Raw genomic sequence first — 14,512 nt, 5'->3', positions numbered from 1 at the left:
CTCTGTGACTGAACCCCGCATCCGGATCGACCGCGCCGCCGTCGACTTCCCGATCTTCGACGCCAAGACGCGGTCGCTGAAGAAGGCCGTCCTCGGCAAGGCGGGCGGCCGGATCGGCACCGACGCCAAGGTGCCGATCATCGAGGCGCTGCGCGACATCACCGTCAGCCTGGACAAGGGCGCCCGCGTCGCGCTCGTCGGGCACAACGGCGCCGGCAAGTCCACGCTGCTGCGGCTGATGGCCGGCATCTACGAGCCCACCCGCGGTCGCTCGCTGGTCCGCGGCAAGGTCGCGCCCGTGTTCGACCTCGCCGTCGGGATGGACCCGGAGATCTCCGGCTACGAGAACATCCTGATCCGCGGCCTGTTCCTGGGCATGACACGCAAGCAGATGGAGGCGCGGATCGACGACATCGCCGCCTTCACCGAGCTGGGCGACTACCTGGAGATGCCGCTGCGGGCGTACTCCACGGGTATGCGGGTGCGGCTCGCTCTCGGCGTCGTCACCTCGATCGACCCCGAGATCCTGCTGCTCGACGAGGGCATCGGCGCCGTCGACGCGGAGTTCCTGAACAAGGCCCGCAACCGGCTCCACGAGCTCGTCGACCGCTCCGGGATCCTGGTCTTCGCCTCGCACTCCGACGAGTTCCTCGCCGACCTGTGCGACACCGCGCTGTGGATGGAGCACGGGACGATCAAGGAGTACGGCCCGCTGCACGAGGTCCTCGACCACTACAAGGGGCGAACCCCGTCGTGACCGGACCGCTCCCGCCCGGCTCGGTCGTCGGCGTCATCGTCACGCGGCACCGGGCCGAGCTGCTCGTCGACTCGCTCGCGGCGATGGCGAAGCAGACCCACCCGCTGGCGCACCTGATCGTCGTCGACAACGGGCCGGACCTGCCCGCGCGTGACGCGGTCGAGGCCTGCCCGCTGCCGACGACGTGGCTCCCCTCGTGGTCCAACCTCGGCGGCGCGGGCGGCTTCGCCCTGGGGATGCTGCACGCACTCGCCATGGGCGCGGAGTGGATCTTCTTGGCCGACGACGACGGCCACGCCGCCGACGAGTCCACCCTCGCCACGCTGCTCGACGTCGCGTCGCGGCACGGACTCGCCGCGGTGTCACCGGTGGTCGCCGACAAGGCCGACCCGGACCGCCTCGCCTTCCCGCTGCGCCGAGGCGTCACCTGGCACCGGTCCCGCTCGGCACTGGGCCCCGACGACCTGCTCCCCGGGATCGCCTCGTTCTTCAACGGCGCCCTCTTCCGGGCCTCCACGCTGGAGGTCATCGGGGTGCCGGACCTGCGCCTGTTCGTCCGCGGCGACGAGGTGGAGATGCACCGCCGGATGGTCCGGTCCGGGCTTCCCTTCGGCACCGCGCTGCAGGCCACCTACCTGCACCCCTACGGCTCCGACGAGTTCAAGCCGATGCTGGGCGGGCGGCTGCACGCCCAGGACCCGGGCGACGAGGTCAAGCGCTACTACACCTACCGCAACCGCGGCTACCTGATGTCCCAGCCCGGGATGCGGAGGATCGGCCTCCTGGAGCTGCCGAGGTTCGCCTGGTACTTCCTGGTGACGAAACGCGACCCGCGCGCCTTCCGCGACTGGCTGACCCTGCTCCGCCAGGGCCGCCGCGAGCAGTTCCACCGCGCCCCCTGACCGATCGCCCACTGGCCCCGAACAGGCGTGGCGTCCTGTGACGTCGTGCGGCGACCGCCGCGGCGAGCGCCGCGGGACGTGACGGGTCGCCACGAACCTGTCCACAACCGGCAGGTTCGTCCACAGGGCGGTGGGGATGTCGGTGGCGGGCGGCGTACGGCGGCAGTCTCGGACGCATGGATCGCCTCGACCACGTGCCTCCGGATCCGGCCGGGCTCCTGCACCGGTCGGCGTTGCTGGGCGCAGGCCTCGCCGTCGACGAGATCGACCGCCTCGTCCGCGCCCGCGTGCTCGTCCCGGTCCGGCGGGGCTCCTACCGGCTCGGTGACGACGAACCGCGCTCGCCGGTGCATGCCCACCTGCTCCGAGCCCGGGCCACGGCGCCGCACCTCGCTCCCGGCTCGGTCCTCGGCCATGTCACCGCGGCCCTCGTCCTCGGGCTCCCGGTCTGGAACCTGCCTCTCGACCGGGTGCACGCCGTACGGGAACGCAGTACCGGTGGCGGCCGGAACCGCCACGGCACCTCCGTGCACCGGGCTCCGCTACCGGACGACGACGTCCGCGAGCTCGACGGTCTGCTGGTCACCTCGCCGGCCCGGACACTCGTCGACCTGGCTCGGACGGTGCCCGCCGAGCAGGCGCTGGTGACGGTCGATGCGGCCCTGCACCAGCACGTCCGGCCGCGGCCACGGTCCGAGCGCCCGCCGCCCGGCGCGACCACGGTCGACGAGCTGACCGAGGTGCTCTCCCGGTTCGGCGGACGCGTCGGTACCCCCGCGGCACGGCGTGTCGTCGCGCTGGCAGACGCCCACTCCGAGAGCCCCGGTGAGTCGCGTAGCCGGTTCCGGATGTACCTCGCGAGCCTCCCGGACCCGGCCACCCAGTGGGAGGTTCCAGGTCTGCCGTTCCGCGCCGACTTCGCCTGGCCGGAGCACGAAGTGGTCGGGGAGTTCGACGGCCGGATCAAGTACGGCCGCCCACTGCGGCCCGGTCAGGATCTCGGTGAGGTGCTCTGGGAGGAGAAGCGGCGGGAGGACCTCATCCGTTCCACGGGCCTGACCGTCGTGCGATGGGTCTGGTCCGACCTCGCCGACGGCAGCATGGTCGCCCGCCTCGCCCACCGTCTCGGAACCGCACGGCACCCCGTCGCCTCGCGTGGCGCCCCGTGCGACGGTCGCCGGGCGACGTGACCGGTCGCCACGCCTACGCGGGTCAGTTCTTGAAGATGACCCAGCGCAGCATGACGAAGTTGATCGCGGTGGCGGTGCCCTGGGCGATCACCCACGCCAGCGTCACGTCCCACTCCATCGGCGGCAGGACGTGCAGGACCAGCGAGTTCACAGCGACGTTGACGGCCAGCGTCGTGCCGTAGAGGGCCACGAAGCCGGCGAACCTCGCGCGGCCGCCGGTGTTCGCGCCGGTGAAGGTGAACCGCTTGTTGAGCAGGTACGCCGTCGTCGTACCGAGGATGAAGCTGATGCCCTTCGCGAACGGCACCCACAGGCCCGCGTTCAGGAGCAGGTGGTAGACGCCGAAGTCGACGATCGCGGAGAGCACACCGATCGCGACGAAGCTGCCCAGCTGGCGGACGAGGCCGAGGCGCGGGGCCGGGCCGTCGGCCGGACCGGTGGCCGGGGGCTCGGCCCGGGTGGGCTCGGTGGCGGTCACCCATCGAGGGTAGCGGCGCACGCCGCAACGACCGCGTCGACCCACCGGAGCGCAGGCCGTGCCCCTCCGAGCTGCCGATCCGTTCTCGACCGTGGACAAGGCAATGCACTTTGCCGTACAAAGTTAGTGACAGAGCAAACCAGTTGGCAGTGGGGGAACCATGCAGGACCGGACGGACACCGACGTCGACGACCAGCCGCCGCGCTCACCGGCCGACGCGCTCGCGATCATCGAGCGTGAGCAGGCCCGGCAGATCCCGCCGTACTGGATCTTCTATCTGATCTGGGGCGCGGCCTGGGCGGTCATCGGGCTCGCCTGGTTCGCGAACGGGACCGGCGCGGTCACCGCGGCCACCGCGGGCGTCCTCACGGGGCTGGCGATCGCCGGGGGGTCGATCGCCAGCGGTCTGGTCGGCGCCCGGATGGGACGCGGCGTCACCGGGCCGAGCCAGCTGCACGGCGCCCTCTACGGCTGGGTGTGGCCGGTGGCGATGATCGGGGTCGTCGCGCTGACGGTCGGTCTGGGCCGGCTCGGGGCGCCGGTCGGGTTCGCCATGCCCGCGCTGTTCGTGTTCGTCACCGGCGGCCTGTTCGCGGTCGGGGCCGCGGTCTGGCGCAACATCCCGGACTACGCGCTCGGGCTCGGCCTGCTGGTGCTCGGCGCGGCGCTGCCGTTCGTCCCGGCGCCGTGGCACGCGCTGACACTGGCGGTCGTCGGCGGTGGCGCCCTGGTCGCCACCGGGCTGTGGACGCGGGCGCGGGCGGTCCGGTGACCGAGCTCGACCCCGTCATCCACGCCCAGGCCCGACTGCGGGTCACCGCCACCCTCGCCGCCCTCGACGACGGCGACCGCATGACCTTCCCGCGGCTGCAGGAGCTGCTCGGCATGACCGCGGGCAACCTGTCCACCCACCTGCGCAAGCTGGAGGACGCGGGCTACGTCGCGATCACCAAGACCCACCAGCGGCGCACCCCGGTGACCTTCGTCGAACTGACGAGAACGGGTAGGCGGGCCTTCGAGGACTACACGGCCGCGCTGCGGGCTCTGCTCGACCCGGCGGCCGACCCGTCGGAGGTGCCGTCGTGACCGCACCGGTGGAGCTGCACGGGGTGACCCGCCGCTACGGCGACACCGTAGCCCTCGACGACGTCGACCTCGTCCTGGAACCCGGCAGCCTGACCGGCCTGCTCGGACCGAACGGGGCGGGCAAGTCGACGCTGGTCAACCTCGTGTCCGGGCTGCGCCGACCGGACACCGGCACGGTGCGGCTGTTCGGCGGGGACCCGCGTGACGCGGCGAACCGGGTCGCGCTGGGCACCACCCCGCAGCAGACCGGGCTGCCCGACACACTGCGCGTCGGGGAGATCGTCCGGTTCGTCGGCGCCCACTTCCCCGACCCGGTCGGGGCCGGTGAGCTGCTGGGGCGCTTCGGCCTCGACGGGCTGGAACGACGCCAGGCGGGCGGGCTGTCCGGCGGCCAGAAGCGTCGCCTCGCGCTCGCGCTCGCGTTCATCGGCCGCCCTCGGCTGGTGCTGCTCGACGAGCCGACGACCGGCCTGGACGTCGAGGGCCGCCGCGCCCTGTGGGACACCGTGCGCGCGTTCCACGCCGGCGGCGGGACGGTGCTGCTGACCACCCACTACCTCGACGAGATCGAGTCGCTGGCCGAGCGCGTCGTCGTCCTGGCGGGCGGGCGGATCCGCGCCGACGGCGACGTCGACGCCGTCCGCGGAGCCGTCCGGGTGGGGCGGGTGTCCTTCCGCGCGGCGACCCTTCCCGACCTGCCCGGCGTCGAGCGGACCGAGCGCGACGGCGACCACGTCACCCTGCACACCGCCGACGCCGACGAGCTGGTCCGCACCCTCGTCCGGCACGACGTGCCCTTCACCGGCCTGTCGGTGTCCCGGGCGTCGCTGGAGGACGCGTTCCTGACCCTGACCGGAGGCCCGTCGTGAGCATCGCCGCAGCGCACGCCCGCTACCTGATCCTGGAGCAGCTGCGGATCCCCGTCGCGGTGCTGTCCACCGCGCTGTTCCCGGCCCTGACCCTGTGCTTCTTCGTGCTGCCGTTCGACTGGGGCGACGACCCGGCCGCCGCGACCCGCGCGGTCGCCCAGCTCGCACTCTTCGGGGTGCTCAGCGGGTTCCTGTTCACCTTCGGCGTGGGCGTGGCCGACGACCGGGAGAAGCCGTGGGACCCGTACCTGCGGACGTTGCCGGCGCCGCCGTCGGCCCGGGTCCTGGGGCGACTCGCGGTCGGGGCGCTGTTCGCGCTGCTCGGGATGCTGCCGGTGGTCGTGCTGGGGGCACTGCTCACGCCGGCGTACGTGGAACCGGCGCGGCTGCCGTTCGCGTTCGTGACGCTCCTGGTGGCCGGGCTGCCGTTCCTGTTCGGCGGGCTCGCGATCGGCTACTCGCTGCCGACCAAGGCAGCGCTGCCGGTGACCCAGCTGGCGTTCTTCCCGATGGCCTTCGGTGGCGGGCTGCTGCTGCCGCCGGAGCTGTTCCCCGGCTGGCTGGCCCGCGCGACCGAGGTGCTGCCCACCCGCGGGGCGCGTGACCTGCTGCTGTGGTCGCTCGGCGGGCCGGTCCCGAGCAGTCTGGCGCTGGGCGCGTTCGCGGCGTGGACGGTCGGGCTGGCGCTGCTGGTGGGCTGGGCGTACCGCCGCGACGAGGGGCGCCGCTTCCGGTGAGCCCCGGGCCGGCACTCAGAAGTGGCGGCCGGCAAAGGTGTAGCGGGTCCGCACCGTGACCGAGCCGGCGGCCGTCCGGCCGTAGACGCGGAAGTGCGGGCGGCCGTGGACGGCGCGGCTGGGCATCTTCGAGCGGACCGAGCCGTACTGGGAGACGAGGCCGTCGACGTCGGCGGTGGCGTTCTCCGGGACCAGCAGCCGGGCCGACCCGGCGCCGAGCTCCAGCTCCACCTCGACGACGGGCATGGGCAGCTGCGCGTCGCAGAAGTCCAGCAGGACCGCGCCGAGCGAGGTCTGCACCCGCAGCCGGGCCGGGACCGCCCAGTCGCCGCGGCGCTTGACCCCGCCGACGCCGCCACGCAGCACCGTGGGCGGACCGACCGGGGTGGCCAGGACGTCCGCGGACAGGTCCAGCGGGTCCCCGGGCAGGTCGGACAGCACGGGGAGCAGCTCGGAGCCGAACCGGGCGCCGTAGACGACCGACAGCCGCTCCTGCAGCTCCTCGACCGAGATCCGGCCCTCGGCCATCGCACGGTTGAGCCGCGTCGCGGCGCGCTCGCGGTCGGCGTCGGAGATCCTGATCTCCCGACCCTCTCCGGGTAGCCGCGCACCGGTCACCCCACCAGGGTAAACACCTATCCGACGGGTGCGGCGTCCGGCAGCCGGAACAGCCACACCCCGCCGTCGAACCGACCGGGGTCGCCGGTGACCCGCCGGGTCCAGGCCAGCGCACGGGCCTCGTCGCCGCCGGCGAACCCGGGGACGAACGCGACGGCGGTGATCCCCAGGTCGCGCAGCTCGCGGTGGGCGGCGGCGGTGTAGTCGTCGCTGGGGTCGTTCTTGCCGTCGGCGACCCACTGCGCCCCGATCTGGTAGCGGTTCCAGCGGGACTGGATCGCGACGTCGTCCTCCGGGTCGGAGGCGATGAAGTAGCCGCCGCGGATGCGGAACGCGGGGCCGGAGGCGGCCTGCCAGCGCAGGCCCTGCGCGCCGTCGTCCCAGGCCGCGGTGATCCGCGGGTAGATCTCGACGACGTCGGCCGGGCCCAGCGGCGCAGCCCCGGCCGCGAAGAAGGCGGGCACCGGCGCGGGCCGGACCTCCTGGGCGTCGGCGGGCAGCCAGGACACCACCGCCAGCGCGGTCAGGGCGACGGCACCGACCGCCGTCGCCGGGGTGTCGAGCGGCATCCGGTCCACCCACAGCGCGACGACGACGGCGACGCACAGCGCGGTCACCACCTGGATCCGGACCGGCTCGACCTCCGACAGCAACGGGACCTCGGCGAACCCGAGCCAGGGCAGCGGGATCCCCGTGTAGTCGCCCAGCAGCACGACACTCGTGCCGAGCGAGGCGACCCAGGACAGGAACCCGACCGCGGCGACGACCCGCAGCGTCGTCGACCGGACGACCAGCACCGCGACGACGACCAGCGCCAGCACGGCGACGCCGACGTAGCCGCCCTGTTCGCCGATGTGGCCGCCGAGCTCGGTGTCGACGCCGTCGGGCACCGCCCGGACGGCGGTCAGCCACGTCGGGACGAGCAGGTTCGCCAGATCCGCGCCGGTGGCGTGCACGTTGCGGATCGCGCCGCGCGGGCGGTTCGGCCCGGCCAGCACCAGGTACAGCGGGTAGGCGCCGAGCACCACGAACACCCCGACGCAGGCCAGGCCGGCCCGGAGCAGCCCCGGCAGGTGCGCGCGGACCCGTCGTGGGAACCGCAGCGCGAGCACCACCGCGGTGACGACCAGGAGGATCACGCCGATGGCGAGGGTCTGGGTGTAGAGGACGAGCTGCCCGACCAGCGCGAGTCCGGTGAGCGCCCCCACGAGCCACGGGCGACGCAGCGGGCCGCGCGCGAACAGGTGGTGCGCGACGAGCAGCAGCAGCGGCGGCAGCAGCGACCACGTGAGGTTGAGGTGCCCGGCGATCGCGTGCGCCAGATGGAACGGGGAGAACGCGTACAGCGCACCGGCGATCCCGCGGGCGCCCCAGCCACGGGTGCCCGCGCCGACGTAGGGGCCGAGCGCGGCGACCAGGACCAGTCCGGACACGACCGGGCCGAGGACCAGCCCGACGTTGAACGCGGTCACCGAGCCCGCGACCAGGGTCACCGGGGCGAGCGCCAGTGCCAGCAGCGGCACCGCGGTGTTCCACAGCGCGTTGAGCCCGTGAGGCCAGTGCATCCAGTCGGTGACCAGGGGGTTCTCCCCGTGCGCCACGGCGAACGGGAACCGGTGGAGCCACCAGGCGAACATGTCGGCGTCGGCGGTGACGTGCCCGATCAGCAGACCGCCCGGGTCGGCGAGCACCCGGCGCTGCAGCCACAGCGAGACCAGCAGGTAGCCGAGCCCGAGCAGCACGTACAGCCCCGCGGTCGCGCCCCGGCGCCGTGCCGGGGGCAGCGGGAGGCGGACCTGCCGCTCGTCGAGCACCCGCCCAGGGTCGCACCCGTCGTCGTCGGTGGCCCTCGCTACCCTGGCGACGATGACGGACACGACCGTTCCCAGCAGCACCAGGACCGACGCCCCGGCGCGACGGACCGCCTCCCTGCACGGCTGGGGACGGACCGCACCGACGGTCGCCCAGCTCGTCACCCCGCGCGACGCCGAGGACGTGGCCGAGGCCGTCCGCACGGCGGGCGAGCGCGGCGTGATCGCCCGCGGGCTCGGCCGGTCCTACGGCGACCCGGCGCAGAACGCGGGCGGTGTCGTCCTCGACATGCCGGGCCTGAGCCGGATCCACGCCATCGACCCGGACACCGGCGTCGCGGACGTGGACGCGGGCGTCAGCCTGGACCAGCTCATGCGCGCCGCGCTGCCGCTCGGGCTGTGGGTCCCGGTGCTGCCGGGCACCCGCCAGGTCACGATCGGCGGGGCGATCGGCGCCGACGTGCACGGTAAGAACCACCACACCAAGGGCAGCTTCGGCAACCACGTCGAGTGGTTGGCGCTGGTGACCGCGGACGGCTCGGTCCGCGAGCTGACCCCGTCCGGACCGGACTCGGAGCTGTTCTGGGCGACCGTCGGCGGGATGGGCCTGACCGGCGTCATCGTGCGGGCCAGGGTGCGGCTGCACCGGACCGAGTCGGCGTACTTCGTGGTCGACACCGACCGCACCGACGACCTCGACGGCCTGCTGGAGCTGCTCACCGACGGCTCCGACGACACCTACGGCTACTCGGCCGCCTGGTTCGACACCACCGCGACCGGCGCCCGGATGGGCCGATCGGTGCTGACCCGCGGCTCGCTCGCGACCGTCGACCAGCTCCCCGCGAAGCTGCGCTCCGAGCCGCTGAAGTTCGACGCGCCGCAGCTGCTGACCTTCCCGGACGTCTTCCCGAACGGGCTGGCCAACAAGCTGTCGCTGACCGCGTTCTCCGAGCTGTGGTTCCGCAAGGCACCGAAGCACCAGCGCGGCTCGGTGCAGAACATCACGGCCTTCTACCAGGTGCTCGACGTGTTCGGGGACTGGAACCGGGTCTACGGCTCGAAGGGCTTCCTGCAGTACCAGTTCGTCGTCCCGATGGGGGCGGAGACCGAGCTGCGCCGCATCCTCGAGAAGATCGCGGCCTCGCCGCACAAGTCCGGGCTGAACGTGTTCAAGCGCTTCGGCGCGGGCAACGACGCACCGCTGTCGTTCCCGACCGAGGGCTGGACGATCACCGTCGACTTCCCGATCGCGACCGGGCTGTCCCGGTTCTGCACGGAGCTCGACGAGATGGTGCTGGCCGCAGGCGGGCGGCTGTATCTGGCGAAGGAGTCGCGCACGTCGCCGGAGGCCTTCGCCGCCGGCTACCCGCGGTTCGCCGAGTGGAAGGCGATCCGCGACGGCGTCGACCCGGCCGGCGTCTTCGCCTCCGACATGTCCCGCCGCCTCGCACTGACCCTCTGACGTCCGGAGCCAGCACCATCATGATCGACGCAGTCGGCAATCCGCAGAGCATCCTGCTCCTCGGCGGCACCTCCGAGATCGGCCTGGCCACCGTGCGCGCGTTCGCCGCGGACCGCCCGTTGCGGATCGTGCTCGCCGCCCGACCCGGCCCCCGGCTCGACGCCGCCCGCGCCGAGCTCGAGGCGCTCGGGTGCGGCGTGGAGACCATCGAGTTCGACGCCAGGCGCATCGAGACCCACCCCGAGGTCGTGAAGAAGGCCTTCGCGGGCGGGGACATCGACGTCGCCGTCGTCGCGTTCGGGCTGCTCGGCGACAACGAGAAGGCCTGGACCGACGTCGACCACGCCGTCGAGCTGGCGCAGGTCAACTACACCGCGACCGTCTCCACCGGGGTCGCGCTGGCCGAGCGGTTCCGCGAGCAGGGCCACGGCTCGCTCGTCGCGATCTCCTCGGTCGCCGGGGAGCGGGCCCGCCGCTCGAACTTCGTCTACGGCTCCACCAAGGCCGGGATGGACGCGTTCTACACCGGGCTGACCGAGGCGCTGCGCGAGTTCGGCGTGACCGTGACGATCGTCCGGCCCGGCTTCGTGCACTCGAAGATGACCGAGGGCCTCGACGCCGCACCGCTCGCGACCACCCCGCAGGCCGTCGCCGACGTCATCGTCGACGCGGTGCGGACGGGCAAGGAGCTGGTGTGGGCACCGGCGCCGATGCGCTTCGTGATGAGCGCCCTGCGCCACGTGCCCCGGCCGATCTTCCGCAGGCTCCCGATCTGATCCGGGGGCGGCCTACCAGCCGTCGACGTGCAGGACGGTGTCGAGCGGCTGGCGCTTCGCGGGCTTGAACGTGTCGCCGGTGTAGTACGCGACCGGCAGCAGGACGCCCTGCCGCACGTTCTCCGGGATGCCCAGCAGCTCGGCGATCTCCTTCTCGTACTGCAGGTGCAGCGTCGTCCAGGCGCTGCCCAGGCCGCGGGCGCGCAGCGCGAGCTGCAGGCTCCACGCGGCCGGGAGGAGCGACCCCCACATCCCGGCCTGGTTCGACGCCGGCAGCTCGGCCTTCGCGTTCATCGCGCCGATGACCAGCACCGGGACCTCCCCCATCCGGTCCGCGAGGTACTGCGCGCTGTCCGCGACGCGGAGCTGGGTGGCGTCGCGGTCGGCGTCGCCGTGGGAGCGGGTCGTCGGGTACTGCGAGGAGTTCCGGTAGGCGGTGAACGCCTTCCGGTAGTACTCGCCGACGGCCTTGCGCTTCTCGGCGTCGGTGAGCACCAGCCAGTGCCAGCCCTGCTGGTTGGAGCCGCTCGGGGCCTGCAGAGCGACCTCGAGGCTCTCCCGGACCACCTCCAGCGGGACCGGACGCTCCAGGTCCAGGCGCTTGCGGACCGATCGGGTGGTGGTGAGCAGCTCGTCGGGCCCGAGGGGCAGCACATCGCTCATGCCCTGCACGCTACGGCGCCGCCGGTCTCCTCGCGATGATCACCGCGCGCTCCCCCGCGCCCGCCTCGCACGTGAGGCGTCCCGCGGACCGCTGCGCACGGGTCGCGGCCAGACGCGGGTCGGCCCAGGTGGGGACACCGCCGTAGGGGCCGCGGGTCAGCCCGTCGGAGCCCTCCCGGACGATCTCGAACCCGGCGTCGACGAGGATCTCCCGGATCCGCAGGTGCCCGCGCGGGACGCGGGGCGGCACCCAGCGGGCACCGGCCAACTCCCGGCCGCGGCCCTCGGCGTCGGCGGCGACGACGAGTGCGCGCCCGCCCGGCTCGAGCGCCCGGAACCAGCCGCCCGGGCCGAGGTCACCGGCCAGCGCCGCGTCGGGGAGCCGGTCGAGCACCTCCACCGCGGTCAGCGACGCGACCGCCCCCGGCAGGGCATCCGGGGTCAGGTGCACGGGGCATCCCGGCGCGCCCGCACGCATCGCCCCGGCCTCGTCCTCCGAGCCGGCCAGCCCCGAGACCGGGCCGAGCCGGGCCAGGCCGGCGAGCAGGACCCCGCCGGCACCCGCGACGTCGAGGTAGGGGCCGCGGCCCAGGTGGTGGCGGGCCAGGCGCAGGTACCAGTGCAGTGCGGCCCGCTCCGGCGGTGTGGCACCGGCGGGCTCGGGCAGGTCGGCGAGGGGCGGGGTCGTGGGGATCATCGGTCCATCGCGTCGGTGGGCGGGGCCCGTCCTGGTCGCGACGGGCGGGCCCGTCCATTGTCACCGACGCGGCGGGCCGCGGTGTCCGGGCACCTGCGTCACGTCCCGGGCACCGGGATGCGGCGGCACCGGACCACTCCCCGGTGCGTGGACCACCGCAGGGCGGGCACCGCCGGTCTCCCCGTCCCGCGGGACCGGATCCCGCGCGGGTCGGCGGACGCGACCGTGCCCCCGGACCATGGTGGTGGCCCGGGGGCACGGCCGTGTCACCCGCTCCCCAGCGCAGGCTCAGGCCCCGTGAGCCGGCTTCTTCCGGCGGCGACGGGCCGCGGCGGCACCGGAGGCGGCGACGATCGGTGTCGCGGCGCTGGCGTGTGCGTCGTCGCGACGACGGCCGGCCCGCCCGCAGTTCTCGGCGCCGGTCCGCGTGCCGGGCAGCGCCGACGCGGAGCGCATCGCCCGCGGTGCCGGGACGACACCGCGGTCGTCGGCGAGCCCGCGGGCCGCGATGTGCAGCGACCGCAGCCGCTCCATCCGGTCGACACCGGTGGTGGTGCCGGTGCCCTCGACGACCGGGGTGAACAGGTCCCCGCCGGTGCCGGCGCCGCCGCTGCGCATCCGGGCGACGGCGACGAGGTCGGCGGACAGGTCGCTGTGCCCGGCGCCGTCGAAGTCGGCGGCGCGGGCCGCGGCCAGGCGCTCGAGCACCCAGCGGGCCGAACCGGCCGGGGCCGGGACGCCGATCTCGGCCGCGGCGGGCACGTCGGCGGGGTCGGCCTCGGGGCGTCGCGGTGCCCGGGTGGGCAGCGCGGGCGCCGGGACGACGATCGGGTCGGCAGGGGCCGGCTCGGACGCCGGGGCGGTGGGCTCGGGCTCGGCGACCGGCGCGGACGGGGCCGCGACGGGCGGGACGACCGGCATGGCGGCGGTCCGCGCGTCGTCGGCCGGGGCCTGCTCCGGCGCCGTGGTGGGGGTCCAGCCCGACGTCGTGGCGACGGCGGGGCCCGCCGAGCGACGGCGGACCACCGGAAGCGCCTCCGTCACCGAGGGCACGTCGCCCTGCTGGGCCGGCGCGAACGGCTGCGCCGGGGCCGACGGCTGCGACGGCACGGACCGCCGCGCCACCCGCCGGGCGGACACGGCCGCAGCCGCTGCGGCGGGATCGGCGGTGGCCGGGGCGGCGGACACGACCGGCAGCACCGAGGTCACCGGCTCGTCGGTGATCATCGGCAGCACGGAGGTCTCCGGGTCACGGCGCGCCTCGTCGTTGGCCACGACGCGGCGGGCGGGCGGGACCGGGTCGGGGGCGACGACCGCCTCGACGGCCTCGGGGGTGGGCCGGGCCCGGCCCCGCATCCACCGGCGCGCGGGACGTTCGACGAGCGAGTACAGCAGGTGTGCCACGGGCAGAGTCCCCACGAAGACGGTGAGCGCGATCAGGTGCCCCGTTTCCCCGCCGCGGGGGAGGACACCGGAGTCGCTCAGGAACCAGAAGATCTCGAACATCGGGATGTGGACCAGGTAGAGGGCGTAGGAGATCCGCCCTCCGTGCACCATCGGGCCACGGGTCAGCAGGTGGTGCACCGGTCCGCGGTCGGCGAGCGCGAGGGCTCCGACCAGGACCGGGAAGGCGACGACGGCCAGGCCGTGGAGGCCGCCGCCGACGACGGACCCCGCCAGCAGGACGAACGGCACCGCGGCGACGGTGGACGTCGCCGTCGCCGAGGCCGCGGAGCGGACCCGCTCGGTGGCGCGCAGCCGCCGCACGGCCAGCATCGCCAGGACACCGGCGGAGAACCCGCCGAGGATCCGGACCAGCCAGCTGTACGGGTAATACGGCGAGCCGACTACCAGGAACGCGGCCGCCATCGGCGCGGTGCACAGCAGCGACCCCGCCGCCAGCACCGCGAACGGCAGGTTCCGCAGCCGGAAGAATCCGAGCGCCAGCAGCGGGAACAGCAGGTACGCCAGCCACTCGGCGCTGATCGACCACGTCGGGCCGACCCAGGACGCGCCGTCGAGGTACTGCTCGTCCCACATCTGCACCAGGAACAGCTGCTCGAGCCACGCACCGACGCCGAACGACGGCTGCACCGCCTGGTAGGCGACGTCGGTCGTCGACCCGAACAGCAGCCGCGCCACCAGCCACACGCCGAAGAGGTGGAACACCACCGCGTAGGCGGGCCACATCCGCGCCGCTCGGGCCCACACGAACCCGCCCGCGTCCCGGAGTCGGAGCCGCGGACCGAGCTGGTCGAGGTAGGTCCAGGCGATGACGAAGCCGCTGAGGACGAAGAACAGGTCGACGCCCAGCGCACCCTGTGTGATCAGCGGTCCGAGCCACCCGTTCACCGTCTCCACACCCGCCATCGGGGTGAAGTGGAAGTGGAACGCGACGACCCAGAGCGCGGCGACGATACGCAGCCCCGTCAGCGCGAGCACCTCACCGCCACCGTCTCCTCCACA

Annotated in this window: 15 protein-coding genes; 9 read left to right on the top strand and 6 right to left on the bottom strand. The window is 74.1% G+C overall.

The window, feature by feature from the left end; translation table 11 throughout:
- Positions 1-4: 4 nt before the first annotated feature.
- From wzt to ATL51_RS17260, 3 genes are all read left to right on the top strand, one after another.
- Positions 5-757, top strand: coding sequence for a galactan export ABC transporter ATP-binding subunit Wzt/RfbE (wzt, locus tag ATL51_RS17270; protein WP_083657998.1), 753 nt, complete (start codon positions 5-7; stop codon positions 755-757).
- Complete coding sequence (gene glfT1 / locus ATL51_RS17265; RefSeq protein WP_100879200.1) at positions 754-1,659, top strand: galactofuranosyltransferase GlfT1; 906 nt, start codon at positions 754-756, stop codon at positions 1,657-1,659. The genes wzt and glfT1 overlap by 4 nt, the downstream gene beginning before the upstream one ends.
- 176 nt (positions 1,660-1,835) lie before the next feature.
- A complete protein-coding gene (locus ATL51_RS17260; protein ID WP_100879199.1) occupies positions 1,836-2,849 on the top strand; it encodes a hypothetical protein in 1,014 nt (337 codons plus the stop codon).
- 22 nt (positions 2,850-2,871) lie between these two features.
- On the opposite strand, the gene ATL51_RS17255 is transcribed toward ATL51_RS17260, so the two are convergent.
- On the bottom strand, positions 2,872-3,327 hold the full coding sequence (locus tag ATL51_RS17255) for a GtrA family protein (protein ID WP_100879198.1): 456 nt from the start codon (positions 3,325-3,327) through the stop codon (positions 2,872-2,874).
- A gap of 160 nt (positions 3,328-3,487) precedes the next feature.
- Here ATL51_RS17255 and ATL51_RS17250 point away from each other — a divergent pair, with 160 nt between their 5' ends.
- The 4 genes from ATL51_RS17250 to ATL51_RS17235 are packed head-to-tail and all read left to right on the top strand — an operon-like array spanning position 3,488 to position 6,019.
- Complete coding sequence (locus ATL51_RS17250; RefSeq protein WP_100879197.1) at positions 3,488-4,099, top strand: hypothetical protein; 612 nt, start codon at positions 3,488-3,490, stop codon at positions 4,097-4,099.
- Positions 4,096-4,413: a transcriptional regulator gene (locus tag ATL51_RS17245; RefSeq protein ID WP_073573850.1), complete on the top strand. Its 318-nt coding sequence runs from the start codon at positions 4,096-4,098 to the stop codon at positions 4,411-4,413. The genes ATL51_RS17250 and ATL51_RS17245 overlap by 4 nt, the downstream gene beginning before the upstream one ends.
- Positions 4,410-5,282 (top strand): ABC transporter ATP-binding protein, encoded by an 873-nt coding sequence (locus ATL51_RS17240; RefSeq protein ID WP_100879196.1) that lies wholly within the window; start codon positions 4,410-4,412, stop codon positions 5,280-5,282. Before ATL51_RS17245 ends, ATL51_RS17240 begins: the two co-directional genes overlap by 4 nt.
- Positions 5,279-6,019, top strand: coding sequence for an ABC transporter permease (locus tag ATL51_RS17235; RefSeq protein ID WP_100879195.1), 741 nt, complete (start codon positions 5,279-5,281; stop codon positions 6,017-6,019). Before ATL51_RS17240 ends, ATL51_RS17235 begins: the two co-directional genes overlap by 4 nt.
- Positions 6,020-6,034: 15 nt before the next feature.
- On the opposite strand, the gene ATL51_RS17230 is transcribed toward ATL51_RS17235, so the two are convergent.
- Together ATL51_RS17230 and ATL51_RS17225 are read right to left on the bottom strand one after the other, a co-directional pair.
- On the bottom strand, positions 6,035-6,637 hold the full coding sequence (locus ATL51_RS17230; RefSeq protein WP_062399264.1) for a DUF1707 SHOCT-like domain-containing protein: 603 nt from the start codon (positions 6,635-6,637) through the stop codon (positions 6,035-6,037).
- Between the two features lie 17 nt (positions 6,638-6,654).
- Complete coding sequence (locus ATL51_RS17225; RefSeq protein ID WP_157818407.1) at positions 6,655-8,451, bottom strand: hypothetical protein; 1,797 nt, start codon at positions 8,449-8,451, stop codon at positions 6,655-6,657.
- A 52-nt stretch (positions 8,452-8,503) separates the two neighbouring features.
- Here ATL51_RS17225 and ATL51_RS17220 point away from each other — a divergent pair, with 52 nt between their 5' ends.
- Both ATL51_RS17220 and ATL51_RS17215 read left to right on the top strand, forming a co-directional pair.
- Positions 8,504-9,910, top strand: coding sequence for an FAD-binding oxidoreductase (locus tag ATL51_RS17220; protein WP_167410011.1), 1,407 nt, complete (start codon positions 8,504-8,506; stop codon positions 9,908-9,910).
- Positions 9,911-9,930: 20 nt separating this feature from the next.
- On the top strand, positions 9,931-10,686 hold the full coding sequence (locus ATL51_RS17215) for a decaprenylphospho-beta-D-erythro-pentofuranosid-2-ulose 2-reductase (protein ID WP_100879193.1): 756 nt from the start codon (positions 9,931-9,933) through the stop codon (positions 10,684-10,686).
- 12 nt (positions 10,687-10,698) lie between these two features.
- Here ATL51_RS17215 and ATL51_RS17210 read toward each other — a convergent pair whose 3' ends face one another.
- The 3 genes from ATL51_RS17210 to ATL51_RS17200 form a co-directional block, all read right to left on the bottom strand.
- Entirely contained in the window at positions 10,699-11,349 is a 651-nt protein-coding gene (locus ATL51_RS17210) for a nitroreductase family protein (protein WP_062404007.1), read from the bottom strand.
- 10 nt (positions 11,350-11,359) lie between these two features.
- A complete protein-coding gene (locus ATL51_RS17205) occupies positions 11,360-12,046 on the bottom strand; it encodes a class I SAM-dependent methyltransferase (protein ID WP_100879192.1) in 687 nt (228 codons plus the stop codon).
- Between the two features lie 288 nt (positions 12,047-12,334).
- Entirely contained in the window at positions 12,335-14,488 is a 2,154-nt protein-coding gene (locus tag ATL51_RS17200; RefSeq protein ID WP_167410010.1) for an acyltransferase, read from the bottom strand.
- Between the last annotated feature and the right edge of the window lie 24 nt (positions 14,489-14,512).

It is taken from the genome of Pseudonocardia alni, assembly GCF_002813375.1.
In the GTDB taxonomy this organism is placed as follows: domain Bacteria; phylum Actinomycetota; class Actinomycetes; order Mycobacteriales; family Pseudonocardiaceae; genus Pseudonocardia; species Pseudonocardia alni.
This window is presented reverse-complemented; position numbering and strand designations above follow the sequence as displayed.

Excerpts from the sequence above, each read along its gene's own strand:
- ATL51_RS17260 (WP_100879199.1), top strand. The coding sequence starts at position 1,836 with ATGGATCGCCTCGACCACGTGCCTCCGGATCCGGCCGGGCTCCTGCAC.
- ATL51_RS17250 (WP_100879197.1), top strand. The coding sequence starts at position 3,488 with ATGCAGGACCGGACGGACACCGACGTCGACGACCAGCCGCCGCGCTCA.
- ATL51_RS17220 (WP_167410011.1), top strand. The coding sequence starts at position 8,504 with ATGACGGACACGACCGTTCCCAGCAGCACCAGGACCGACGCCCCGGCG.
- ATL51_RS17215 (WP_100879193.1), top strand. The coding sequence starts at position 9,931 with ATGATCGACGCAGTCGGCAATCCGCAGAGCATCCTGCTCCTCGGCGGC.
- ATL51_RS17210 (WP_062404007.1), bottom strand. The coding sequence starts at position 11,349 with ATGAGCGATGTGCTGCCCCTCGGGCCCGACGAGCTGCTCACCACCACC.
- ATL51_RS17205 (WP_100879192.1), bottom strand. The coding sequence starts at position 12,046 with ATGATCCCCACGACCCCGCCCCTCGCCGACCTGCCCGAGCCCGCCGGT.